We start from the raw sequence: 22,451 nt of genomic DNA on the forward strand, positions 1-22,451 counted from the left end.
CAGTCGTCATGGCCAAAATAAATACAGAACGCCGTTTCCCATCGATCAATCTTATGAAGCTTAGACTGTGGTTGACCAAAGCCAGATATTTCATTATTGGCAAAGAAGCAGATAAGGGTCTCCTGTTCCGACTGTTCATTTACTTGCTGCTTATCGACATAGCTTACATTTACTTGAATCCGATTTTCTATATGATCTCTACTATGGTCAAGAATACCGCCGATCTGATAGATCCATCCGTCAGTTGGGTACCGCACCGAATATTCACAGGTACGCTGCAGGATGCCTGGTCCAAGCTTCATTATCCCAAGTGGTTCGGAATCAGCCTGATGCTTGCCGTGTCGGTCTCCCTGCTGCAGACTTTCTCTTGCGCGGTAGCGGGTTATGCATTCGCTAGGCTGGATTTTCCGTTAAAAAATTTCTGGTTCGTCTGCTTGCTGCTCAGCTTCGTAGTGCCGCAGCAGGTCATTATTCTGCCGGAGCTGATCGCTGCAAGTCAGCTTCATCTGATGAAAACATACATCCCTATTGTGCTGCCGGCTGTGTTCGGCCATGGCTTGAAAGGCGCATTGTTCGTTATTATCTACAGGCAGTTTTTCTCTACTCAGCCTAAGGAGCTGGAAGAAGCAGCTCGTATAGACGGCGCAGGTGTGATCAGGGTATTCCTCCGAGTCATGCTGCCGCTATCCAGGCCTGCCATACTGGTCGTATTCCTTTTCTCCTTTGTGTGGACTTGGAATGACTATTACACCCCTAGTATGTTCCTTATTGGGGCAAAAGACGTGCCGCTCTCCATGGGCGTATCACAGATTAACACGGCGCTTGCTGCGCAGGCTGCCCAGACAGGTCCTTCCTTATTCGATGAACCTCTGAAGATGGCTGGCTCCTTCCTGATTATATTACCGCCACTACTCCTGTACTTGTTCGCACAACGCTGGTTTGTCGAGAGTGTGGAGCGTACTGGCTTGGTCGAATAGCAAGGGTTACCCCAGTCCAGCAAGCGACTGGGGTTTTCTTCCTTTTATTCCGAGCAGGATTTTAACTATTGGTGTGGAATGCATAGTGAAAATAGTTGAGCGGCAGGAGGGGATCATAATTCGTATTCTGATCATTGAGGATGAACCTAAGATTCGTGAGGTGTTGATTGCCTATTTTGTCAATGAAGGCTGGGAAACCGAGCATACAGGCAACGGTCATGAGGCGGTCTCGAAATTTGATTACGGGCAGCATGATCTCATCGTGCTGGATCTCATGTTGGAAGGTCTTCCAGGCGAAGAGGTATGCCGCCTTATCCGCGAGAAATCGAATGTTCCCATTATTATGCTTACGTCCAGAGCACGTGAGTCCGATACAATTAACGGGCTCAATCTCGGTGCGGATGATTATATCGTCAAGCCGTTCAGAGCTAAGGAAGTAGTGGCCCGAATTTATGCGTTAATGCGCAGAGTGATGCCGGATAAACATAATGGACAACATGAAGAGACGATCAAATTCAATCGCGGACAGCTTATCGTGCAGCTGGAAGAGAAGGAAGCGATTCTGAACGGACATAGAACAGGACTAACGGCTACAGAATTCAAGCTTTTATCGGTGATGAGCGCTGTGCCTAACAAGGTTTTCAGCCGTATGGATTTATCCTACAAGGTGCAAGGGTATCGATATCAGGGTGATGGGCGTGCAATCGATGCTCATGTGAAAAATCTGCGGAAGAAAATAGAGCCCGACCCCGTTCAACCGATCTATATCGTCACCGTGGTAGGTCTTGGCTACAAATTTGCAGCTATGCCCGATGAAACGGATCGTAAGGAATGAAGAGTTACCTCCATCTGTTTCGTAAAATGAATGTTATTTTGTTTCTCTCCTTCCTTGTATTTTCATCCATCTTCATTTTCCTGATTGTAAGTCTTTACAATATGAATTGGAATCAACTGTTCGACAGCTTCAAGGGCAAGGATCTGGATAAAGCTGTTTATTTGATCATGGATGATATGAGAAAAGAGCAAATCGTGGAAGGACCATTGACTGAGCAGCAATCCGATTGGCTGAAGAGGCGTGCTGTTCTGTACGGGGTGATGCTGCGTTATGAGAATGAGGATTCCAAGGAGATCTGGTTCGACACATTTGCCAAATCAAACAGAGAGCCTGAGGACGATGTGTGGCGAGGGGTAGTATATGTCAACGGCGGCAATCTGAATGGGATTGTCAAGGTGTCCCATCTTGCTGAGAAGGGTGAGCTGGATCCTGCATTCCAAGGATTCCGGGAGATGATGCGCAAACGGACGAACCTGCTGATTGGAGCAATTATTGTTGTGGCGATCGTATTCAGTCTGCTGATCTCGAGGAAGCTGTCCCGGCATCTTCAGCTTGTTTATACAATGGCTGCTGATATTAGCGCCGGCAAGCGAGATGTGTTCATTCCAGTGCGAGGACCGGAGGAGGTTCGCCGGCTCGCCACGACACTGAACGATATGACCGCTGAATTGAAGCGGCAAGAGGATTGGCGATATCACCTGATGGAGGATTTCATGCACGAGTTACGTACACCGCTCACCTCCATCTTGTCCCAGGTGGAAGCCATCGTCGACGGACTATTCGAACCAGATCCCGAACGTCTGCAGGATATTTATGACGAGATGGTTCGTCTGTCCAGACTCGTGAATGATCTAGAACGGTTATCTGAAGCGGAGGCAGCCCGATTCACTATGAATGTCCGAAGGACCAATATGACAGAATTAGTGAGACGTATGTATCTCAACAACAAGGCACTGGCACGTGAGAAAGGAATCAAGCTCCTGTTCGAGCCGACCAATGTTCCTTGTTATGCGGAAGTGGATCGGGACAAAATAGTCCAGGTGATGACCAACCTCATGTTGAATGCAATCCGATATACGTCAGAAGGCGGGACAATCACATTAAGGGTCGATTGGTCGGCAGATGTGACCATTGTGGAGTGTGAGGATACTGGCATTGGGATCAAGGCCGAGGATTTGCCTTATATATTCAATCGTTTGTACCGCGCAGACAAATCTCGATCGCGATTCAGTGGAGGGGTTGGACTTGGACTGAGCATTGCCAAGGCGCTTGTCGAGGCGCACAATGGCAATATTGAGGCGACGAGCGTTGTGGGGCGGGGCTCGAGCTTCGTGATTCGGCTGCCGAACATATATGCGGGCTTTGGCGATAGTTCGGATAAAGTCTGATTCAAGCTGATGGCTTTCTGGCTATAAGTGTGAATGTCTTTGGTATTCCTTTGTCGAATACATCAGATGAGGCATTCGCTTCTTCCACTAACTGTTCAATGATCAGTCCTGAGCTAGCTATGCCTGTGACAATCTCTCCAAGTGTCCATTTGCGCAATTTCACTTTGAGCATCGAGGCTGGATCCGTATCAGACACGAACTTGGAGTAAGCGACATCGGATTCTTCCAATGAAGTGTCGAAGTAATCGCCGGTTACCTTATGTTTGCGAATGGCAGCCGTTGTACCTTTCGAGCTAATGAGCTTGGTGGATACAGGGTGAAAGTCTTGCAAGATCAGCTTACCTCCGGAATGTAACAGCTTAGCGATAACGGTGGCTAGAGCGTTCAGATCCAAGAAATAGTGAAGGATGCCGAACTCCATCAATACGATATCATAATCACCGGATAGCTCCGTCTCCGGTAACTCGAGTACATCCTCTACGACATAGCGGATGGTTACACCAGCGGCGCCAGCGAGCTCGCTGGCGTATTTCGCATTCTCTGAAGCGAAATCGATAACGGTAACCTTCGCCCCAAGAAGGGCCATCGGTACGGCTTTACCGCCATGAGAGCCTAGCAGATTGGCAACCTTCTTGCCTTCCAAATCACCAGCATACGCAGCAAAAGAACGGATCTTGGCTGCAGGGTCTTGTGTAATTCTCGCTGCGGCTTGCTCTGGAGTGCCAAAACGATTAACCCAAGCATCGTAAGCGTGCTGATTCCATGCATGTTCATTGTTAAGATTCATTTCTTTTTGCATTATGGATTCCATCCTCTGCAGTGCATTCATTTGTAATCAGTATAATAGACAGGCCTGTAAGTCGCAAATAGTCAGGAGAGCCTTTTTGTTTCAATTGTGTTGCATTAAAATACATAATAATGCATAATAATAAGTATAGGGAGAACAAACAGATTAGAAGGAGTGGAGCCTCATGATGATTGCATTCGATAATCGGATCCCGGATTCATTCATGTTGGAACAATTGATAGGGCAGGATACGAACTATAAGTACAGATTAACAACACATGACCGAGCTTCGCAGCCTGGCAATGCGAATGATCGCTATATAGCCGTATATGATGATAATCAATTAGTTGGCTTCGGACATTTATGCATGGATGCCCCAGCAGCAGGCGATGAAGTCACTTCCGAGGCCATATTCGTTTCACCTAATCACCGCAACCCGGATCTCAAACAAACCATTCAAAAGCTGCTGCACGCCCGCAAATACAGCCGCAGCTTATAATGTCATTGATAGAAAAAAATTACTAACCCCGACAAAGATTGCGGGGTTATTTTACTTTGCATGGAACTAGGTTTGATGTATGATGGGATATAACGCGCAAGCTTACGGCACATGTAAGCTTCGTCAAGGGAAAAAAAGGATCGGGAGGTTGAAGCTATGAATGATTTGAAACACCAAATTCTAGATCTGCTTAAAGAAGACTCCCGCCGCGGTGTTGATATCATCGCGACGATGTTGGACATTTCGCAGCAAGCAGTCATCGAAGCGATCGATGAGATGGAAACGGATCACGTGATTGTGAAATACGCGACCATAGTCAACTGGAGCAAGGTAGACGACGAGAAGGTTACGGCCTTGATCGAAGTGCAGATTACTCCTGAACGAGGACGCGGTTTCGATGCGATAGCAGAACGCATTTATTTGTACCCGGAAGTGAAGTCTGTATACTTGATGTCCGGCGCGTATGATCTGCTCGTTGAGATAGAAGGTAAGAACTTGAAAGAAGTGGCATCATTCGTCTCGAATAAGCTTTCTCCAATCGAGAGCGTGCTTTCAACAAAAACGCATTTTATACTTAAAAAATACAAGCAAGACGGAATCATCTTCGAAGAGCATGTGGATGATCACCGGATGCAGATTTCACCATAAAGGAAGAGATGGCGATGATTAATCAAGAAGAGCTGCGACCAGGAACTGCAGGTACCGATAAGTCGATGAAGGATTATTTGTCTCCGCTCGTCCGCGATATTCCGCCTTCTGGAATACGCAAATTTTTTGACCTTGTGAGTGCTAGTAAAGACATTATTTCCCTAGGGGTAGGCGAACCCGATTTTGTAACCCCATGGCGTGTGCGCGAAGCTTGTGTCTATTCACTTGATCGAGGAAGAACACAGTACACCCCTAATGCGGGTATGCCTGAATTGCGTGAAGCAATCGCTGAATATTTGCAGCGTTCATTTGCAGTTACCTATGAACCTAAGGATGAGGTAATTGTGACGATTGGGGGCAGTGAAGCGATTGATCTTGCTCTGCGTGCACTCATCTGTCCCGGTGATGAGATCCTCATCCCAGAACCTTGTTATATTTCATACTCCCCGATTACCCAAATAACGGGAGGCGTGCCGGTTGGGATTGAGACCTTTGCGAAGGATAACTTCAAGCTCACGCCGGAAGCGTTACGTGCTAAGATCACGCCGAAATCCAAAGTGCTCATGGTATGTTACCCTAGCAATCCTACCGGGGGTATTATGACACTAGAGGATTGGCTGCCGATTGCGAAGATCGTGGAAGAGAATGACCTGATTGTGATTTCCGATGAGATCTATGCCGAGCTGACTTACGGTACGAAGCATGTGAGCTTTGCCGCTCTGCCAGGGATGAAAGACCGAACTATTCTGGTTAGTGGATTCTCCAAAGCTTTCGCGATGACAGGTTGGCGGATGGGATACGCATGCGGACACCCTGATCTAATCTCTGCCATGCTCAAGATCCATCAATATACGGTCATGTGTGCGCCCGTTATGGGTCAGGTTGCGGCTTACGCAGCACTTACCCATGGAATGGATGAAAAGGATCGGATGGTGGATGCTTACAATCAACGCCGCCGTCTTGTTGTAAAAGGCTTCCGCGAGATGGGACTGGAGTGTCACGAGCCGCAAGGGGCTTTCTATGCCTTTCCTTCTGTTTCCTCTACGGGTTTGTCCTCGGAAGAGTTCTGTCAAAGGCTATTGTACGAAGGTAAAGTAGCGGCAGTGCCTGGTCAAGTATTCGGGATAGGCGGAGAGGGCTTTATTCGTTGTTCCTACGCTACGTCTGTAGGACAATTAACTGAAGCTTTAGACCGTATTTCTGGTTTTGTCGACAAAATAAGAGTTGGTTAGATGAATTCAGCATACCTCGTAGTACTTTGGATACTCCCCAATGTTAGTTATTTCTGGTATATTGGTCTTAGTACCAGCGATATTAACAGCTTGTCTTAAGGTTCGATACGGAGGGAGGGGTTCCAGTGTATAATGAAGCAGGTATGGTCCATTTGTCCAATCATGGCCTTGCACGTGAACAGTCATTACCGATCCGTTGGTCGTACCGTCGTAAGCACCAAACCTCTGAGCAGGAGTCTCTAACTCTTTCGTTGGAGGAAGAGATAATTCGACTGCGAATGTCAATGGAGCAAGCTTTCTTAGACAACCAATCGTTGACGGCAGAGCATGTTGTGGATATTAGCCGGATGCTGGATGAGAAGATTAATGAATATATGCGCAAGTCCCTATAGGACTGACATTACAATCTATTGAAACCCGTTCCGCGGCTATCCGCGGGGCGGGTTCTTATTCGTCCAATAGATGGAAGAAGGTAGCGTTTTCGTAGAAGCTCTCAATATGGTATGATAACCTACAAGTAGATAGAGTATAAAGCCATGGATAAGGGGAGAAGCAGCACATGAGGAAGAAGACGTTGGCGTTAGGACTTGTATTGACTCTGCTAATCGGGGTATTAGCCGGATGCGGAGGTCCAAAAGCGGATGTCCCTATATTTGCAATGTTCGCAGAGAGCTCGCCATTTAACAAAAATGAGGAGATGGAGGCATCCCTCAAAGAAAAGGTTGGAGAAACACCAACAGTGGAATTATTCGTTACTCCTATGTTCAGTATAGACAAGATGGTCGTAGAACTCGCTGCAGGGGAGAATGGGCTGTTCATTGTGCCGAAGGCGCAGTTCGACATGTTAGCGAATCAGGATGGCTACATCAGTCTCGATGATACTTTCAAAAAAGAAGATTATCCTGCAGGTATATATAAAGACAAATTAGTTGGAGTGCCAGTGACGAATACCAAATGGTTAAAGGATCTTGGATACAAGGGCGGAGAAATGATGGCTTATATTCCATTCCGCGCAAAGGATAAAGAGAAATCGAAGCAAGTGCTGAAAGCGATCATGGAGAAATAATGCTTGAAACGGTGCCGTCCCCTGGGGATGGCATTGTTTGTATAAATCAACTGAGCAACCTGACCACGATGTGACAATAATGTAAGATTGATTTGACTCCTCGTAAGCTACTTCGATGGCTGCATGCACTTAAGTCTAGTAGGATAAGGACATAAAGTCACCCCGCTGCTCAGGACGGGGACGTCGAATGGGGGAAATCGGAAGATGAGAACAATTGTAGAAGCGAAGCAAGTGAAGAAGGTATATGGTTCGAAGGGAAGCGTGTATACAGCACTGGACGGGATTGATCTAACTATACTGGAAGGCGAGTTCGTAGGGATTATGGGTCCATCTGGCTCAGGGAAAACGACACTATTGAATGTATTGGCAACGATAGATCAGCCGACATCTGGCGATATTGTAATTGATGGAACGAGCATCGTGAAGATGAAGGAAGAGGAGCTGTCCGCATTCCGCCGCACGAAGCTTGGATTTCTTTTCCAGGATTACAATCTTCTAGATACGTTAACCGTCAAAGAAAACATTGTGCTTCCGCTGGCATTGTCCAAAACGAATGTTGCTGTGATAGAGCAGAAAGTAGAGACAATCGCGGATCGATTCGGAATCAGAGCCTTGTTAGACAAATACCCGTATCAAATATCCGGCGGCCAGAAGCAGCGGACGGCAGCTGGTCGCGCGATTATTGCCAAGCCAAGCTTACTTCTTGCTGATGAGCCTACGGGTGCGCTCGATTCCAAGTCAGCCACTGAATTGCTGGAAAGTCTAAAGGATTTGAATGAGCAGGACAAGGCTACTATTCTGATGGTAACCCATGATGCGTTCGCCGCCAGCTATTGCAAGCGAGTCCTATTCATTAAAGATGGAAAGATGTTCACGGAGCTTGTAAAAGGGAATTCATCACGCAAAGATTTCTTCAAGAAAGTGCTTGATGTGTTGTCCGTGCTCGGGGGTGGCGCGAATGACGATATTTAGTATAACGAAACGTAATATTCAAGGGAACTTCAGAAACTATCTGATTTATTTCGTCTCGATGATATGCAGCGTTGTTATTTACTTCACTTTCGTCTCCATGCAGTACAGCTCGGACATTCAGACCACCATGTTGGCTTCAACTGCAATCAGCTCTATTTTTCGGCAGGCTTCCATTATGCTAATCATCTTTGTTGCCTTGTTTATCTGGTACTCTAATTCCTTTTTCACTAAGAAACGAAAGAAAGAGGTTGGCCTCTATTCATTGCTCGGTATGCGGAAGAGTACGATCGGCAAGATGCTGTTCTATGAAAATTTGATTATGGGTGCTCTCGCGCTCATAACTGGAATTATATTGGGTACATTATTATCCAAGCTGTTCCTCATGATCTTGCTTAAGCTGCTTGGCTCGGCCGTAAATGTAAGCTTCAGCTTGTCGGTAGGTGCGATCGGGAATACAATAGCGGTGTTCACGGCCATCCTGCTGTTCACATCGATTCAAGGGTACAGATTGATCTATCGGTTCCAGCTCATTGAATTGTTCCGTGCAGAGAAAGAAGGCGAACAAGTACCCAAGGCTTCACTATTAGCTGCTCTCGTTGGATTGATTCTAATTGGCATCAGCTATTGGGCATCGGACCAGCCCTTCAAGTCCAATGAACAAATACTTAGAAATCTTGGGATATTAATGGGTGGTATTGTTATTGGAACTTTCCTTATATTCCGTTCGGGCACCATAGTATTGTTAAAGCTGATGCAGAGGAACAAGTCCAGCTATTATCGCGGTATGAAGATGATTGGCACCTCTCAATTGATGTACAGGATGAAAGGAAACGCCCGCTTATTAGCTATGATTGCCTTGTTAAGCGCTTTTACTTTATCAGCTATATGCTTGGGCTACAGTACGTACTACAGCATCGAGAAGACAGCTGAGAAGCATTCACCATTCAGTTATATGCATATATCCGAAGGGGAATCGTTTGATCGTCAAATAGAAGCTATCATTGCTCAAGACAAGGAGCACTCTGTTACGATATCCATGGATGTTCCGGTTATTAAATCGGCAGGGGAATTCTCCGATCCGTCTATGCTGCCTCCGCGGTACCTCGATGCGGATAACAAGCCGATCAAGCTAATAGCCGTCAGTACGTTTAACGAGATACAGAAAGCCTTATCCAGAGAGCTTACCATTCAATTGTCCGGGGATCAGGCTATGCCGATTAAGCCTTTATACACGAAATTCACATTTGCCGATTTCCAAGGGAAGAATCTGAAGCTGTCTGTACCGCAAGGGACTAGCACGATTCAATTTGTCGATCTATTGGAAGAGAGAGTACTGAATTGGAAATTCCCTGATTTCTATTTCATTATTAGTGATGCTATGTTCGCTGATCTGGCCAAACAAACCGCTCCATTGATCTACAAAGTATACAAAGTACAAGGCGAGAAAACGACTGCGGACACTTCCGCCAAACTGCTGGAGTTAAACAAGGGTACCGATCATGATCCGTTGTTCGCCTTTTATAAAGAATACAGAAAAGGGATGGAAGAATCAGGCCTGAACGTGTTTATTTTTGGATTTCTGGGACTCGTGTTGCTTGCTGCTACGGGCAGTATGATTTATTTCAAGCAATTGACAGAAGCACAAGCAGACAAAGAGAGGTATGCGATTCTGCATAAAATCGGCTTAAGCCGCAAACAAATACGCAGCTCCATTGCGAAGCAATCCCTATTCGTCTTCCTGCTTCCTCTACTCGTCGGGATGCTGCACAGTTCAATCATTATTCATGCATTCTCGTCCCTGCTTGGAAGTCTCATAGGAATTAACTTGTTCTTCCCTATTACGGTGTCGATGCTGGCTTATGCGGGCATTTACTTTATCTATTATGTGCTTACGGTTCATTCCTTCAATAAGATTGCGAATGCTTGAGGAGCTTGAAGGACGGCGGGTGAATTTAGTTGCAGAAAAGCAATTAAATCAGGGTGTCCGGGGTGTTTGGGCCTAATTAGTTGCAGGAAAGCAATTAAAAGTGGACTTGGTGGTCTAATAGTTGCTTTTTTGCAATTAAGTAAGCTGATTTTGGTTATGTATTGAAAATAATTGCTTTTTGGTTACTGCTTAGGTTTCGATTACTCGAATCCGTTGTGTGGTTCCACCTTCCGTATGCGAAAATCGCTGTTTTTTCCTGCTACATTTCTGTTTATCGTGGATAGTAGGAATTACAGTGAGGCGAAACTTACAGATAAGCCATGTTACTATTGTCTATTTGGGCCATTTCATCGCTCAGGCACGTAGCAGCCAATCTGACTATCCCTTATTTCCGCATTGTGAACTGATTCTCCTCAATCCAGGCCAAATAACCAGTAGCAAAACTTGCTATCCCGGAAAAAGCTGTCTTTTTCACCCAAATAACCTATACTAGCAGTGGCAAACTGGTCTCTACAGGACCTAAGTAGTAACAACCTTTTTGCAATTGACTCAACTGCCAAGAACTTCTGGAGCATAATGCACCAGAGGTTTTACATTTCATAGAGATATGATCGGTTAACCCTGAGGGCGGATTCTAACTACTGCGATCTGTGACGCATTGATGGCAAAGGCATTTCCTCCTTGCCCAACTCTGGCGCTGGCTGATTGCCGAGATGTAATCTGGTTTTTGCCGACCCTTGCCAGATAGATGACCATGGTCTATAATTCATACGTGATGCTTAATCAATAGAATACTTGGAACTACCTATAGGTGCCGTACATGTTCTTGGCTGTAAGCTTGAAAGATGACGGTTAAAAGGGAAGTCAGTGAAAGACTGACGCGGTCCCGCCACTGTGAAATAGGGATTTCTTCATGCAAGTTTGTGAGGGAATCGTAACCCTATAAGTCAGGAGACCTGCCTATATGGTGTACAGCTCTTGGAATCCTTCGAGGAAAAGGACCGGCTGAATCAGGAAGTGAACATACGTTTCAGCGCAAACAGCTCCGTTACGATGGTCACGACGTTTCCCTTGATTTGCTGAACCTCTATCCTGCCACGGGTAGAGGTTTTTGTTGTTTGTTGTTCCTAGCAAGTGTGTCCACGGTATTCTCTCGAGGAAGCTCAACTACATAGTAAGAGGGAGAATGTTAGCATGAAGAAGCAAATCGTATGGTTACTTGCTGCTGCGTTACTACTGACAAGTGCAGTCGGCTGTGCCAAGAAAGAAGAAAGTCCATCAGGGATCAAGGAGCCGGTTACTGCTTCCAGTCCGAGCCCGAGTGCAAGCCCGCAAGCAACAGCGAACAGCAAAAAAACCGTATATCCATTAACGGTTAAAGACGCATCGGGTAAAGAAGTAACGTTCACCAAAGCACCAGAAAGAATCGTATCGCTATCGCCGAGTGAGACAGAAGTATTGTTCGCTTTAGGACTAGGTAACAAAATATATGGCGTGTCCGATTATGATGATTATCCGGCAGAAGCGAAGACGAAGCCTAAGATGGGGAATCTGCAAGGGAATACAGAAGCGATTCTGGCCGCTAATCCGGAGATCGTATTCGCAGGGCTGTCCTTGAACAAGAAGTCGGTTGAAAAGCTGACAGAATTGAAATTGAACTTATTCTCTGTAGAACCTAAGACGGTTGACCAAGCAATGGAGCGTATTCTTCAGTATGGGAAAATTACCGATACTCAGGAGCAAGCCGAGAAGGTAGTAGCTCAGATGAAAGCAGAGAAACAAAAAGTTGTAGATGCAGTAAAAGGATTAAAGGAAGAGCAAAAGAAAAAAGTGTATATTGAGTTCTCCCCAGGCTGGACGGTAGGTAAAGGAGAGTTCATGGACGACCTTATTACACTGGCAGGCGGCGTTAACGTAGCATCTGATCTGGTTGGTTGGAAACAAATCAGCGAAGAGAAAATCATTCAATCTAATCCTGATGTGATCTTGTTCGCAAAGGGTGTACCTGATCTCGAGAAGACGATTCGCGGCCGCGGAGGCTGGGAAAAAATTACGGCTATCAAGAATAACGCAGTTAAAGGCTTGGATGATAACTTGTTGTCCCGTCCAGGTCCACGCGTGACGCAAGGTTTGATCGATATCGCCAAAGCGATTTATCCTGATCTGGTGAAATAACTCATGAAGAAGAAACTGTTGTTGTGGGGAGGAGCAGGCATGCTTCTCCTTCTTCTCTCCATAGTGATCAGCTTGTCGATGGGGTCTGCGCGCCTTCCCATTTCTCATGTGTGGCTGATCTTACTACACCATATCCCGTTCGTCGGGGACTGGGTTCAGGTGCAATGGCCGGAATCCTCGGAACAAATTATTATGAAAGTCCGATTTCCTAGAATAATGCTCGGTATTCTTGTAGGCGGCTGCTTGTCACTAGCTGGGGCAGGCTTTCAGGGCGTGCTGCGTAATCCGCTTGCGGATCCATATACATTAGGTGTGGCCTCAGGCTCCTCTGTGGGAGCGGCCTTCCTTATTTTGTTTGGTCTGCAGTTTGCCTTGTTCGGGCAGTGGACGATTCCGATTGTGGCTTTTACAACCGGACTAATCAGTCTATGGGTCGTATTCCGATTAGCTAATTTCAACGGCAAATTCCAGATGGAGACGATCATCTTATCGGGTGTTGTGATATCGGCATTTCTCGGGGCAATAGTATCGTTCATGGTGTCGATGTCCAATCGGGTCGTTAATGAAATCTTGTTCTGGCTGATGGGCAGCTTGGCGCTTCGCGGGTGGTCTCATTCAGTGGTCGTGCTGCCGTATTTGATTGTTGGGCTTCTTGTGTTGACAGCATACGCTCGTTCACTCAATTTGTTCGCATTGGGAGAGCGGCAAGCATCACATCTTGGCGTATCCGTAGAACGCACGAAAAGATGGGTACTGGTTGTATCCACGCTGTTAACCGCTGCTGCTGTATCGGTGTCGGGAGTCGTTGGATTTGTAGGCTTAATTACTCCACATTTGGTGCGGTTGATTGTAGGGCCGGATTACAGGCTGATTGTCCCCTTATCTATGATAGCAGGCGGGATATACGTACTATGGGCAGATACGATTGCAAGAATGGCGCTGAGTCCGACAGAGATTCCTCTAGGAGTTGTTACTGCGTTTTTGGGCGCACCTTTCTTCGGTTACTTATTGAACAAGCATAAGAAAACAATGAAAAGTTGACAGGGCGGCACAAAAACAATGACCTTAGGAAGGGGGTGCGGGATGATTGCGATAAACAAGGTTTGTAAGTCTTTTGATCGGCAGCTCATCTTGAAAGAGGTCGGTTTCTCGGTTGAACGCGGTGAAATGTTTGGTGTTATTGGCCCTAACGGAAGCGGAAAATCCACGCTGTTGAAGCTTTTATCGGGTGTTGAAACAGCAGATTCAGGCGCAGTAGAGCTCGATGGACGGAAAGTCAGCAGCTATGCTCGTAAGGAACTGGCGCAATGGGTTGCTGTCCTCCAGCAGGATGCGCTCCCGCCAATCGGATTTACAGTGCGTGAAGTTGTGGAGATGGGGCGCTTTCCTTTCCAGAATTGGTTAGGAGACGAGACGGAAGACCAAATGCTGCTGATTGAGGGTATAATGGAGAAGCTTAACCTTGTACACCTTGCGGAACGGACGCTTGAGAATTTGAGCGGCGGCGAACGTCAGCGGGTTGCTTTGGCCAAAGTGATGGCCCAGCAGCCGAAGCTATTATTGCTCGACGAGCCAACTACGTTCCTCGATATCGGGTATCAGGTGCAGATGATGGATGCAGTTCGCCGTTGGCAGGCTGAAGAGGATCTTACGGTGGTGGCCGTATTGCACGATCTGAACTTGGCCGCCCAGTATTGCGATCGCTTGCTTGTCCTGCATGGGGGCACTGTTGCCCAAGTGGGTACACCGCAGGAAGTGATTCGCCGCGAGCTGATCGCGGATGTATATGGAACAGTACCGATCATAACGGAGCATCCCGTGAGTGGAATTCCGCAGATTATGCTGCAGCCGGGTTGGACTGGGTAGTCAGTAAGGATAGAGCCTTTTCAAGGTCTTATTTCGTCCAGGTTGCTAGCTAGCATCATGTGAAATAAGGGCCACGCACCAAATAAGACCCTGAGAAGGCTTTATTAGCCCATTTTATAAGTAATTGAAGAGATTAATTGCCTCAAAAGGCGCTAACCACAACGGCGGGTAAGGGATAAACCGCTGTAACATACATTAGACAGGAGCCTTGGTCCGTGAGCAACCTCGCAATAAGTGAAGAAGAGCTCGGCATGCTAGATGTTATTAGACGCATTGAACCATTGAATGACGAGGCGGTCCAGGCTGCGCGGCTGAGGCTGGATCAATTGACCAAGCCGCCAGGCAGTCTCGGCCGCTTGGAGGAGATCGCTTGGCAGGTAGCTGGAATAACGGGGGAGCTGAACCCGGATCTGACGCGCAAAGCGGTTATTGTGATGGCCGGTGATCACGGCGTGTGCGTGGAAGGCGTTAGCGCATTCCCGCAAGTGGTCACACCGCAGATGGTGTTGAACTTCCTGCACGGCGGAGCCGCTGTGAACGTACTGGCCCGCCAGGCAGGAGCCGATGTGGTATGCGTTGATATCGGCGTCATGTCCGATATAGAGCATCCGCAGCTGGTGAACCGCAAGGTGAAGTACGGCACAGCGAACATCGCCGCAGGACCGGCGATGAGCCGGCAGGAAGCCGCGCAAGCGGTGATGGCGGGTGTCGAGACGGTGAACGGCCTAGCGGAGCGCGGCTATCGGCTGTTCGCCACCGGCGAGATGGGCATCGGCAACACGACGCCGAGTGCTGCTCTGCTCGCCGCGCTGACCGGTGCGGACGTTGAAGCTGTCGTCGGGCTGGGCACCGGCATCGACGAGGCGAAGCGGCTGCACAAGGCCGCGATCGTGCGTCGAGCGCTTGCGGCGAACCGCGTAGACGCGGCCGACCCGCTCGGCGTGCTTGCCGCGCTCGGCGGCCTGGAGATCGCCGGCCTTGTCGGCGTGATCCTCGGCGCCGCGGCGCACCGTTGCCCCGTCGTCATCGACGGGTTCATCTCTTCGGCGGCCGCGCTCGTGGCGAGCCGCCTGGCTCCGCTGTCGGCAGCCAGCATGCTGCCGTCGCATTTGTCGCAGGAGCTGGGCCACCGGCAGCTCCTAGAGAGCATCGGGCTGAAGCCGATGCTTACGATGGATATGCGCCTGGGCGAAGGCACAGGCGCCGTGTTGTGCTTCCCGATCGTGGAAGCTGCAGTGAAAATTATGAACGAAATGGCTACGTTTGAGAGCGCAGGCATTTCGAAGGAATAGGAGCGAGCACGATTGATGAAGCATATCCTCGTGACAGGCGGCGCGCGCAGCGGCAAGAGCTCGTTCGCCGAACAGCTGGCGTTGCGCCTTGGCGAGCGCGGCACCTACATCGCGACCGCGCAAGCGCTTGACGCGGAGATGGCCGAGCGCGTCGCCCAGCACCGCAGTCAGCGCGATCTCGCCGCGCCGCCAGGCTTCTGGGCTACGGCCGAGGAGCCGCTGCAGCTCACCGAGCTGCTGACTACGCTCGGCCTCGCACCCGCGCAGCCTCAAGACGCGTCGCCCACCCCGGTCGGCAGCATCACTTCCGCTGCATCGCCCTCCAATCCCAGCACGGTCGTGCTGGTCGATTGTTTGACGCTGTGGCTGTCGAATTGGGTGCTCGCCTACGAGGAAGACCCGTGTCTTGTTTCACTTATCAATAACAAGCTCGACGAGCTATGCGATGCAGTCCGTCAATATCCTGGCCGATTGGTGATCGTAACCAATGAAGTGGGCAGCGGGATAGTCCCGGCCTACAAGCTCGGTCGTGTGTATCGGGACTTGGCGGGACGGATGAATCAGCGTCTGGCCCAAATATGTGATCACGTGTTCCTGGTTACAGCAGGAATTCCTGTTGAACTGAAATCGATTGCGTTCCATTTGACACAAATAGACGAACTAACCTAACCAGCCAGCGATACGGAGAGTGAAGACGAATGCTGTTTTACTCCATTCAGGAGACGGCAATTATGATCGCAGCTGCCATTGTATTGGATTGGATCATCGGTGATCCTAAGTGGATCACGCATCCGGTCATCTGGATCGGTCGATTCATCAAGCTGTGCTCGAAATGGTTAAGACCTGATGAAGCTAACGAATCCTTCTCAGCCAAGCAGCTAAGATGGCGCGGAATCATCCTCACTTCCTCAACAGTGCTGCTGTCCTTCACAATAATAGGGGGAATTGGGTACGCCGCAGCAGCTATTCATGCATGGCTCGGCTATGCGGTGAACATTTGGTTCATCTCGACCACAATTGCGGTTAAGGGCCTTAGAGATGCAGCTATGCAAGTATATCGACCGCTTACAAAAGGTGATTTGCCAGAGGCACGCCGTTATGTCGGCTATATCGTAGGTCGGGACACTCAATCGTTACCTGAGCGTGAGATTGTTCGAGCCACAGTGGAGACGGTGTCCGAGAATACAGTTGATGCGGTCGTATCCCCGCTCGTTTTTGCTTTCCTCGGCGGTGCGCCGCTTGCTATGTTATACAGAGCGGCTAATACGCTGGACTCTATGGTTGGTTACAAAAATGAACGCTTTCTATACTTCGGCTGGGCGTCCGCGAGATTCGATGACATTCTTAACTTCATACCCGCCCGTATTACTGGACTACTTATTGTACTTCATAGCACTTTGGAGCCTTCATTCTCTGCGAAGCAGGCGCTGCGCTCGATATTCCGATTCGCCCATCTCCACCCTAGCCCGAATAGCGGCGTTCCCGAATCTGCTGTAGCCGGAGCTATCGGCATCCAACTTGGAGGTACGAATCATTACGGGAATCACATAAGCGAGCGAGCCAAGATGGGGTGGCCTACACGGGAGCTAGAGCAAGGGGATATCGTGAGAACAAACCGAATATGTTATGGAATAAGCTGGCTGATCTTGGGAGGCATGTTATGCGTCTGGGCGGTTTCCACCCTATAGAATGGCTGCATGCTTGTGCGGCCGCTTTTCAATTTCTTACCCGTATACCGGTTAAGATCCAATTGAATTATGACGAACGTCTATTTCGTCGAAGTGTCGTTTTTTATCCATTGGCCGGTGCTGTTATAGGTCTTGTGTTATTCCTGCTCAGCCTTATTCTTGAGTCCGTTCTGCCTACCGCTCCACTAGCCGTCATCCTGCTGGGTATTTGGATTGCGCTAACTGGAGGGTTGCATATGGACGGGCTGATGGATACAGCAGACGGTGTGCTCAGTCATCGCTCGAGGGAGCGAATGCTTGAGATTATGAAGGATAGTCGAGTGGGTGCAATGGGTGTGATCGTGGGGTGCTGCCAGCTTCTAATGAAAGCAGCTCTCTTATACAGCCTCTTGGAGTATGCGTCGTCCTGGATGGTTCTGCTTATTGTCATCCCGATTTGGAGCCGGCTGTTTATGGTATATGCGATTGCCAGATGGCCTTATGCTCGTGAGGGCGAAGGGATGGGCAGATTGGTAGCGACGGTTTCCTACAAAGAAGCGATCCCGGCTCTCCTGATAGCCGCCTCCTTAACAATAATCACCCTTTTAGCAAGCCACACATCGATCATCACCACTCTTTTTTATACGGTCCTGTTCGCAACAACGACTTTGGTCATAGGTTGGTTTTTTGCCCGTAAAATGGTGAGCAAATTAGGCGGTTTAACAGGTGATACTTATGGTGCTTTGAATGAACTTCTGGAAACGGCATGGCTGCTCATTGTGGTGATGTGGGCATATTCTTCTTAGAAAAGAGGTCAAGGATGCTTGAACGATACGGTCATGGCGGCGATCTAACAACCGCTGAAGCGGAATTCGGAATACCTGAGGAAGGGTTCCTGGACTATAGCTCCAATATGAATCCGTTCGGCCCACCAGATATAGTTGGAGACATTGTTCGTTCCCAGTGGCGGGAGCTTGCCCGTTATCCGGATCCTGCTGTGCGGGAGCTGCGCAACAAACTAGCGGTCAAATATAATATTGAGCCGGACAGCATCCTTGTAGGCAATGGCGCGGCTGAGTTGATTGATCTGGCAATTCGAGTGTTTCAACCTTCTGTAACGGGCATCGCTGCACCCTCATTTACGGAATACGAGGATGCTGTACGCAAGACAGACAGGGAACGGATCTCAATTCCGCTCTATTCCGAATATGGATTTGTCCCGCAAGAACGGGACATCCGCTACGCAGCGGAACGAGCAGAGCTGCTTGTGCTCGGCCATCCGAACAATCCGACAGGTCAACTGCTGAATCCCGAACTTATGCGGAGAATGGTGTCCGAAGGCACTCCGTTACTGCTCGATGAAGCATTCATGGATTTTGTTCCGGACGAGCATAACCTGAGCCTGCTTCAGCTGGCTTCAACTACTCCGCATCTGCATGTTCTTCGTTCCATGACCAAGTTTTATGCCATCCCCGGGATTCGTCTTGGATTTGTCGTCTCGCATCCGGACTCCATTCGTAAGCTGCGAGAGCGACAAGTACCGTGGAGCGTGAACAGCTTTGCCCAAAAGATAGGAACTGCAGTACTGGATGATATCCAATATGAGCTGCAAACCCATAGCTGGCTGGCTGAAGAAAAACCTTGGTTAGCCTCGCGCCTAACAGAAATCGGGATGCGTGTATTCGAGGGCAGTGTCAATTACTTGTTATTTGCCCTGCCTCAAGGGGCGAGACCTATTCATGTACAGCAAGTTCAGAGGGAACTAGGCCGTCGAGGGATATTGATACGGGATGCCTCCCTCTTCGCAGGGCTGGATGAGCGGTATGCTCGTGTTGCTGTTCGGTTCCGAGAGGATAATGAGCGGCTTATCCGAGAGTTGGATCGGGTCGTGAAGGCATTGATGAATGAAGCAGGGGGAGAGGAATACGTATGAATCTGAACAACAAAGCGCCTGAAGCGGTCACAATCATGTTTCAAGGCACCTCTTCGGACGTTGGCAAAAGCATTCTGACTGCGGCCCTTTGCCGTATTTTGACACAGGATGGATGGCGGGTTGCACCATTCAAATCGCAAAACATGTCGCTCAACTCCTACGTTACGTTAGATGGCAAGGAGATAGGCCGCGCACAGGGGATGCAGGCGGATGCTTGCCGCATTCCGGCAACGACCGACATGAATCCGATCCTGCTTAAGCCCAAGCAGGATATGGTTTCTCAAGTGGTCGTACATGGCAAACCTGTTCGCGATCTGGACTTTCGTTCTTATAGAGAGAACTATTCTATGGAAGCTGAGCAGATTGTTAAAGATTCGCTTAATCGTCTTCGGCAGCGCTTTGATGTCATATGCATAGAAGGTGCAGGCAGCCCGGCCGAAGTAAATCTTAAGGATCGGGATATCGTCAACATGAGGTTGGCAGGCTGGGCGGATGCTCCAGTATTATTGGTCGCGGATATTGACCGAGGAGGTGTGTTCGCCTCCTTGGTAGGTACGCTTGAGATTCTGAATCCTGATGAACGGGATCGTGTAAAAGGATTCATTATTAACAAGTTCCGCGGTGACGTCTCGCTTCTTCAGCCCGGACTCGATTGGTTAGAGAACAAGACAGGCAAGCCTGTTCTTGGCGTGATCCCTTTTATGCGTGATTTGGGGCTGGAGGACGAGGATTCGGCATCTTTGGATGCAAAGGTGAATTTTCAGCGTTCTAACGCTAACCATGCTCAGACCGAACAGCAATTGGACATTGCCGTGCTGCGGCTGCCGCGAATCTCCAACTTTACTGATTTTGACCCGTTTGCCGTAGAACCGGATGCTGGATTTCGCTACGTCAGTACGCCGGAGGAATGGGGAAATCCAGACGCTGTTATTATTCCAGGCAGCAAAAACACTATTGATGATCTGTTATATCTCCGTCAAAGCGGCCTCGAGCAGCTTGTTAAGTCATTTGCGGCATCAGGCGGAACGATCCTCGGGATATGTGCAGGTTATCAGATGCTAGGCCGTCGGCTGCTCGATCCAGAGCTTATAGAATCGGATAAACCGGAGCTGGAAGGGTTGAATATTTTTCCTGCTGAAACGGTGTTCGTGGGGGAGAAAAGGACGGAGCGGATCACAGGATGGTCTACTTTTTACCAAGAAGAGAATGATACTGTGCATCCCGTAAGCGGTTATGAGATTCATATGGGACGGACCCGATTCCTGGAGCCTGTGCAGCAGCCATTCCATGTTCGCATTCATGATGCGCCAGATGAAGAACAATCCTATCATTCAGATGGTGCGGTAACAGGCAATGGTCGTATCTGGGGGACTTACATACATGGCATTTTGCATAATGATCGGCTTCGCCGTCTATGGTTGAATAGGCTTCGGGAGCTCAAGGGATGGGACCCGATCCACGATATTACACCGTTCGATGATCTTAGAGAGCAGGCATTTGACCGATTAGCTGAGCATGTGCGACTTCATTTGGATTTGAAACGTGTTTATGAGATTATGGGAGTACAGGTTGTACAAGAATCGGATAAATAACCAAAGAGGAGAGGGTGTATTATGAAAATTTATACTCGTACGGGCGATAAGGGGCAAACTGGAGTAATCGGGGGACGGGTTGATAAGGATGATGTAAGGGTAGAAGCATACGGGACCATTGATGAGCTCAATTGCTTCGTTGGTCAAGCCATGAGTCTTATGAGTGCACAACTATATGACGGTCTTCGTGAGGATATGCTGAACATTCAACATGAATTGTTCGACTGTGGCTCTGATCTGGCGCTGCTGAAACAGGACCTTCGTCCCTATAAAGTGAAAGCAGAAATGGTAGATCAGCTTGAAGTATGGATTGATAAATATGATGCCGAGACACAGGATCTAACCCGATTCATACTTCCAGGAGGCTGCTCGGTTTCTTCGCTTCTGCATGTATGTCGGACGGTTTGCCGAAGAGCGGAGCGACGTGTTGTCACGCTGGCCAAAGAACAGCCGATCAATGACGAGGTACGCCGTTACTTAAACCGTCTATCGGACCTGTTCTTCACTATCGCTCGTACGGCGAACGCCCGAGAAGGTGTTGCCGATGTCGAATATATCCGCAGTGCAGAAGTGTTCCGGCGCAAATAATGGGATACTATGAGCCATTAACTTACATCATTCCCCCGGAAGACGACGGGATGCTGCTGAAGACTGTGTTGTCGAATCGGATGACTATCTCGCGCACGCTTCTGTCAAGGTTGAAGCAGACAGAGCGGGGGATCATGCTTAACGGTGAACGCGTCTATATCTCAGTTCGGGTCCGAGCTGGTGACTGTGTCGAGGTAAGAATGGAGGAAGAGCAATCGGATGATATTCTTCCTGAAGACTTGCCTCTTAACATCTTATTCGAAGATGATCACCTGCTCATAGTGAACAAGCCAGTCGGTCAAGTCGTGCATCCTACACATGGCCACTATACGGGGACGCTAGCTAATGCTGTCGTCTTTTATTGGCAGCAGCGTGGACTTAAGGTGCGCTTCAGGCCGATCCATCGGTTAGACCAGGATACGTCTGGAGTGCTCGCTATTGCCAAGACTCCATTTATCCACCAGAACATTTCCGAGCAGCTGCAGGCGAATGAAGTGGATAAGGAATATGTAGCTTTTGTCCATGGGCTGGTCACGCCTGAGAGCGGAACAGTCCGCAGTCCGATCGACCGAGATCCCGAGAATACGCATTTAAGGATCGTAACACCTACTGGGTATCCTTCTGTAACCCACTACACAGTGGAGCGAGCTTATGGAGATAGCGTCTCTAAGGTGCGGTTGAAATTAGAAACGGGGCGAACGCACCAGATCCGTGTGCACATGCGTCACATCGGTCACCCTTTAATTGGTGATGCGATGTATGGCCTCTTCAGCCTGCCATTAACGGTATCTCGTGCAGCGCTCGACCCGCATTGGGACACCCTGATCGGGCGTCACGCGCTGCATGCGGCTACACTAGGGCTTACCCATCCCATCACCAAGGAACGGCTTGTTTTTAGCGCTCCGCTCCCAACAGACCTGGCTCAGTTGGAACGAGATCTCGACCAAAGATTCCACTCTTAATCTTACGAAAAAGTGTATAGCCACTCCAACCTCCACATGGTATAT

General features: G+C 48.8%; 22 protein-coding genes and 1 riboswitch. Of the genes, 21 read left to right on the forward strand and 1 reads right to left on the reverse strand.

The features are described 5' to 3' along the window. Nucleotides 1-8: 8 nt before the first annotated feature. From AC58QD_RS30055 to AC58QD_RS30065, 3 genes are all read left to right on the forward strand, one after another. Nucleotides 9-977 (forward strand): carbohydrate ABC transporter permease, encoded by a 969-nt coding sequence (locus AC58QD_RS30055; RefSeq protein WP_497338735.1) that lies wholly within the window; start codon nucleotides 9-11, stop codon nucleotides 975-977. An 85-nt stretch (nucleotides 978-1,062) separates the two neighbouring features. Then, on the forward strand, nucleotides 1,063-1,812 hold the full coding sequence (locus AC58QD_RS30060; protein ID WP_497338736.1) for a response regulator: 750 nt from the start codon (nucleotides 1,063-1,065) through the stop codon (nucleotides 1,810-1,812). After that, the gene (locus tag AC58QD_RS30065) at nucleotides 1,809-3,200 is read left to right on the forward strand and encodes a sensor histidine kinase (RefSeq protein ID WP_497338737.1); all 1,392 of its coding nucleotides are present in this window, start codon (nucleotides 1,809-1,811) and stop codon (nucleotides 3,198-3,200) included. The genes AC58QD_RS30060 and AC58QD_RS30065 overlap by 4 nt, the downstream gene beginning before the upstream one ends. 1 nt (nucleotide 3,201) lies before the next feature. On the opposite strand, the gene AC58QD_RS30070 is transcribed toward AC58QD_RS30065, so the two are convergent. Next, nucleotides 3,202-3,999, reverse strand: a complete 798-nt coding sequence (locus AC58QD_RS30070) for a class I SAM-dependent methyltransferase (protein ID WP_497338738.1) — start codon at nucleotides 3,997-3,999, stop codon at nucleotides 3,202-3,204. A 172-nt stretch (nucleotides 4,000-4,171) separates the two neighbouring features. On the opposite strand from AC58QD_RS30070, the gene AC58QD_RS30075 reads away from it, so the two are divergent. The 18 genes from AC58QD_RS30075 to AC58QD_RS30160 all read left to right on the forward strand — a co-directional run bounded on the left by AC58QD_RS30075 (nucleotide 4,172) and on the right by AC58QD_RS30160 (nucleotide 22,406). After that, nucleotides 4,172-4,486 carry a hypothetical protein gene (locus AC58QD_RS30075; RefSeq protein ID WP_497338739.1) on the forward strand — a complete coding sequence of 105 codons (315 nt, stop codon included), beginning with the start codon at nucleotides 4,172-4,174 and terminating at the stop codon, nucleotides 4,484-4,486. 156 nt (nucleotides 4,487-4,642) lie between these two features. Beyond that, complete coding sequence (locus AC58QD_RS30080; RefSeq protein ID WP_497338740.1) at nucleotides 4,643-5,134, forward strand: Lrp/AsnC family transcriptional regulator; 492 nt, start codon at nucleotides 4,643-4,645, stop codon at nucleotides 5,132-5,134. Nucleotides 5,135-5,148: 14 nt separating this feature from the next. After that, nucleotides 5,149-6,366, forward strand: a complete 1,218-nt coding sequence (locus AC58QD_RS30085) for an aminotransferase class I/II-fold pyridoxal phosphate-dependent enzyme (protein ID WP_497338741.1) — start codon at nucleotides 5,149-5,151, stop codon at nucleotides 6,364-6,366. 125 nt (nucleotides 6,367-6,491) lie between these two features. Further along, entirely contained in the window at nucleotides 6,492-6,758 is a 267-nt protein-coding gene (locus AC58QD_RS30090; RefSeq protein ID WP_497338742.1) for an aspartyl-phosphate phosphatase Spo0E family protein, read from the forward strand. Between the two features lie 167 nt (nucleotides 6,759-6,925). Then, entirely contained in the window at nucleotides 6,926-7,432 is a 507-nt protein-coding gene (locus AC58QD_RS30095) for a hypothetical protein (RefSeq protein ID WP_497338743.1), read from the forward strand. A gap of 204 nt (nucleotides 7,433-7,636) precedes the next feature. Beyond that, a complete protein-coding gene (locus tag AC58QD_RS30100) occupies nucleotides 7,637-8,404 on the forward strand; it encodes an ABC transporter ATP-binding protein (protein WP_497338744.1) in 768 nt (255 codons plus the stop codon). Then, nucleotides 8,391-10,331, forward strand: coding sequence for an FtsX-like permease family protein (locus tag AC58QD_RS30105; protein ID WP_497338745.1), 1,941 nt, complete (start codon nucleotides 8,391-8,393; stop codon nucleotides 10,329-10,331). The genes AC58QD_RS30100 and AC58QD_RS30105 overlap by 14 nt, the downstream gene beginning before the upstream one ends. Before the next feature lie 792 nt (nucleotides 10,332-11,123). Beyond that, a riboswitch (cobalamin riboswitch) is annotated at nucleotides 11,124-11,309 on the forward strand. A 216-nt stretch (nucleotides 11,310-11,525) separates the two neighbouring features. Further along, complete coding sequence (locus tag AC58QD_RS30110; RefSeq protein ID WP_497338746.1) at nucleotides 11,526-12,506, forward strand: ABC transporter substrate-binding protein; 981 nt, start codon at nucleotides 11,526-11,528, stop codon at nucleotides 12,504-12,506. A gap of 3 nt (nucleotides 12,507-12,509) precedes the next feature. Next, nucleotides 12,510-13,547: a FecCD family ABC transporter permease gene (locus AC58QD_RS30115; protein ID WP_497338747.1), complete on the forward strand. Its 1,038-nt coding sequence runs from the start codon at nucleotides 12,510-12,512 to the stop codon at nucleotides 13,545-13,547. A gap of 42 nt (nucleotides 13,548-13,589) precedes the next feature. After that, nucleotides 13,590-14,372, forward strand: a complete 783-nt coding sequence (locus tag AC58QD_RS30120) for a heme ABC transporter ATP-binding protein (protein ID WP_497338748.1) — start codon at nucleotides 13,590-13,592, stop codon at nucleotides 14,370-14,372. A 251-nt stretch (nucleotides 14,373-14,623) separates the two neighbouring features. Then, on the forward strand, nucleotides 14,624-15,664 hold the full coding sequence (gene cobT / locus AC58QD_RS30125; RefSeq protein WP_497338766.1) for a nicotinate-nucleotide--dimethylbenzimidazole phosphoribosyltransferase: 1,041 nt from the start codon (nucleotides 14,624-14,626) through the stop codon (nucleotides 15,662-15,664). A gap of 15 nt (nucleotides 15,665-15,679) precedes the next feature. Continuing rightward, nucleotides 15,680-16,333: a bifunctional adenosylcobinamide kinase/adenosylcobinamide-phosphate guanylyltransferase gene (locus tag AC58QD_RS30130; RefSeq protein WP_497338767.1), complete on the forward strand. Its 654-nt coding sequence runs from the start codon at nucleotides 15,680-15,682 to the stop codon at nucleotides 16,331-16,333. 29 nt (nucleotides 16,334-16,362) lie between these two features. After that, nucleotides 16,363-17,352: an adenosylcobinamide-phosphate synthase CbiB gene (gene cbiB, locus AC58QD_RS30135; protein ID WP_497338749.1), complete on the forward strand. Its 990-nt coding sequence runs from the start codon at nucleotides 16,363-16,365 to the stop codon at nucleotides 17,350-17,352. Continuing rightward, nucleotides 17,325-18,137 carry an adenosylcobinamide-GDP ribazoletransferase gene (gene cobS / locus AC58QD_RS30140; protein ID WP_497338750.1) on the forward strand — a complete coding sequence of 271 codons (813 nt, stop codon included), beginning with the start codon at nucleotides 17,325-17,327 and terminating at the stop codon, nucleotides 18,135-18,137. Before cbiB ends, cobS begins: the two co-directional genes overlap by 28 nt. A 14-nt stretch (nucleotides 18,138-18,151) precedes the next feature. Continuing rightward, nucleotides 18,152-19,264, forward strand: a complete 1,113-nt coding sequence (gene cobD / locus AC58QD_RS30145) for a threonine-phosphate decarboxylase CobD (protein WP_497338751.1) — start codon at nucleotides 18,152-18,154, stop codon at nucleotides 19,262-19,264. Further along, entirely contained in the window at nucleotides 19,261-20,856 is a 1,596-nt protein-coding gene (locus tag AC58QD_RS30150; protein WP_497338752.1) for a cobyric acid synthase, read from the forward strand. Before cobD ends, AC58QD_RS30150 begins: the two co-directional genes overlap by 4 nt. A 21-nt stretch (nucleotides 20,857-20,877) precedes the next feature. Next, nucleotides 20,878-21,444, forward strand: coding sequence for a cob(I)yrinic acid a,c-diamide adenosyltransferase (locus tag AC58QD_RS30155; RefSeq protein WP_497338753.1), 567 nt, complete (start codon nucleotides 20,878-20,880; stop codon nucleotides 21,442-21,444). Then, nucleotides 21,444-22,406 carry an RluA family pseudouridine synthase gene (locus AC58QD_RS30160; protein ID WP_497338754.1) on the forward strand — a complete coding sequence of 321 codons (963 nt, stop codon included), beginning with the start codon at nucleotides 21,444-21,446 and terminating at the stop codon, nucleotides 22,404-22,406. The genes AC58QD_RS30155 and AC58QD_RS30160 overlap by 1 nt, the downstream gene beginning before the upstream one ends. The last annotated feature ends 45 nt before the right edge of the window (nucleotides 22,407-22,451 follow it).

The organism is Paenibacillus sp. J2R1T-4 (genome assembly GCF_059692235.1).

Coding starts and splice junctions, on each gene's coding strand:
- AC58QD_RS30055 (WP_497338735.1), top strand. CDS start 9: ATGGCCAAAATAAATACAGAACGCCGTTTCCCATCGATCAATCTTATG.
- AC58QD_RS30115 (WP_497338747.1), top strand. CDS start 12,510: ATGAAGAAGAAACTGTTGTTGTGGGGAGGAGCAGGCATGCTTCTCCTT.
- cbiB (WP_497338749.1), top strand. CDS start 16,363: ATGCTGTTTTACTCCATTCAGGAGACGGCAATTATGATCGCAGCTGCC.
- AC58QD_RS30100 (WP_497338744.1), top strand. CDS start 7,637: ATGAGAACAATTGTAGAAGCGAAGCAAGTGAAGAAGGTATATGGTTCG.
- cobD (WP_497338751.1), top strand. CDS start 18,152: ATGCTTGAACGATACGGTCATGGCGGCGATCTAACAACCGCTGAAGCG.
- AC58QD_RS30155 (WP_497338753.1), top strand. CDS start 20,878: ATGAAAATTTATACTCGTACGGGCGATAAGGGGCAAACTGGAGTAATC.
- AC58QD_RS30075 (WP_497338739.1), top strand. CDS start 4,172: ATGATGATTGCATTCGATAATCGGATCCCGGATTCATTCATGTTGGAA.
- AC58QD_RS30105 (WP_497338745.1), top strand. CDS start 8,391: ATGACGATATTTAGTATAACGAAACGTAATATTCAAGGGAACTTCAGA.
- AC58QD_RS30120 (WP_497338748.1), top strand. CDS start 13,590: ATGATTGCGATAAACAAGGTTTGTAAGTCTTTTGATCGGCAGCTCATC.
- cobS (WP_497338750.1), top strand. CDS start 17,325: ATGCGTCTGGGCGGTTTCCACCCTATAGAATGGCTGCATGCTTGTGCG.
- AC58QD_RS30065 (WP_497338737.1), top strand. CDS start 1,809: ATGAAGAGTTACCTCCATCTGTTTCGTAAAATGAATGTTATTTTGTTT.
- cobT (WP_497338766.1), top strand. CDS start 14,624: ATGCTAGATGTTATTAGACGCATTGAACCATTGAATGACGAGGCGGTC.
- AC58QD_RS30130 (WP_497338767.1), top strand. CDS start 15,680: ATGAAGCATATCCTCGTGACAGGCGGCGCGCGCAGCGGCAAGAGCTCG.
- AC58QD_RS30085 (WP_497338741.1), top strand. CDS start 5,149: ATGATTAATCAAGAAGAGCTGCGACCAGGAACTGCAGGTACCGATAAG.
- AC58QD_RS30110 (WP_497338746.1), top strand. CDS start 11,526: ATGAAGAAGCAAATCGTATGGTTACTTGCTGCTGCGTTACTACTGACA.
- AC58QD_RS30150 (WP_497338752.1), top strand. CDS start 19,261: ATGAATCTGAACAACAAAGCGCCTGAAGCGGTCACAATCATGTTTCAA.
- AC58QD_RS30160 (WP_497338754.1), top strand. CDS start 21,444: ATGGGATACTATGAGCCATTAACTTACATCATTCCCCCGGAAGACGAC.
- AC58QD_RS30095 (WP_497338743.1), top strand. CDS start 6,926: ATGAGGAAGAAGACGTTGGCGTTAGGACTTGTATTGACTCTGCTAATC.
- AC58QD_RS30070 (WP_497338738.1), bottom strand. CDS start 3,999: ATGCAAAAAGAAATGAATCTTAACAATGAACATGCATGGAATCAGCAC.
- AC58QD_RS30080 (WP_497338740.1), top strand. CDS start 4,643: ATGAATGATTTGAAACACCAAATTCTAGATCTGCTTAAAGAAGACTCC.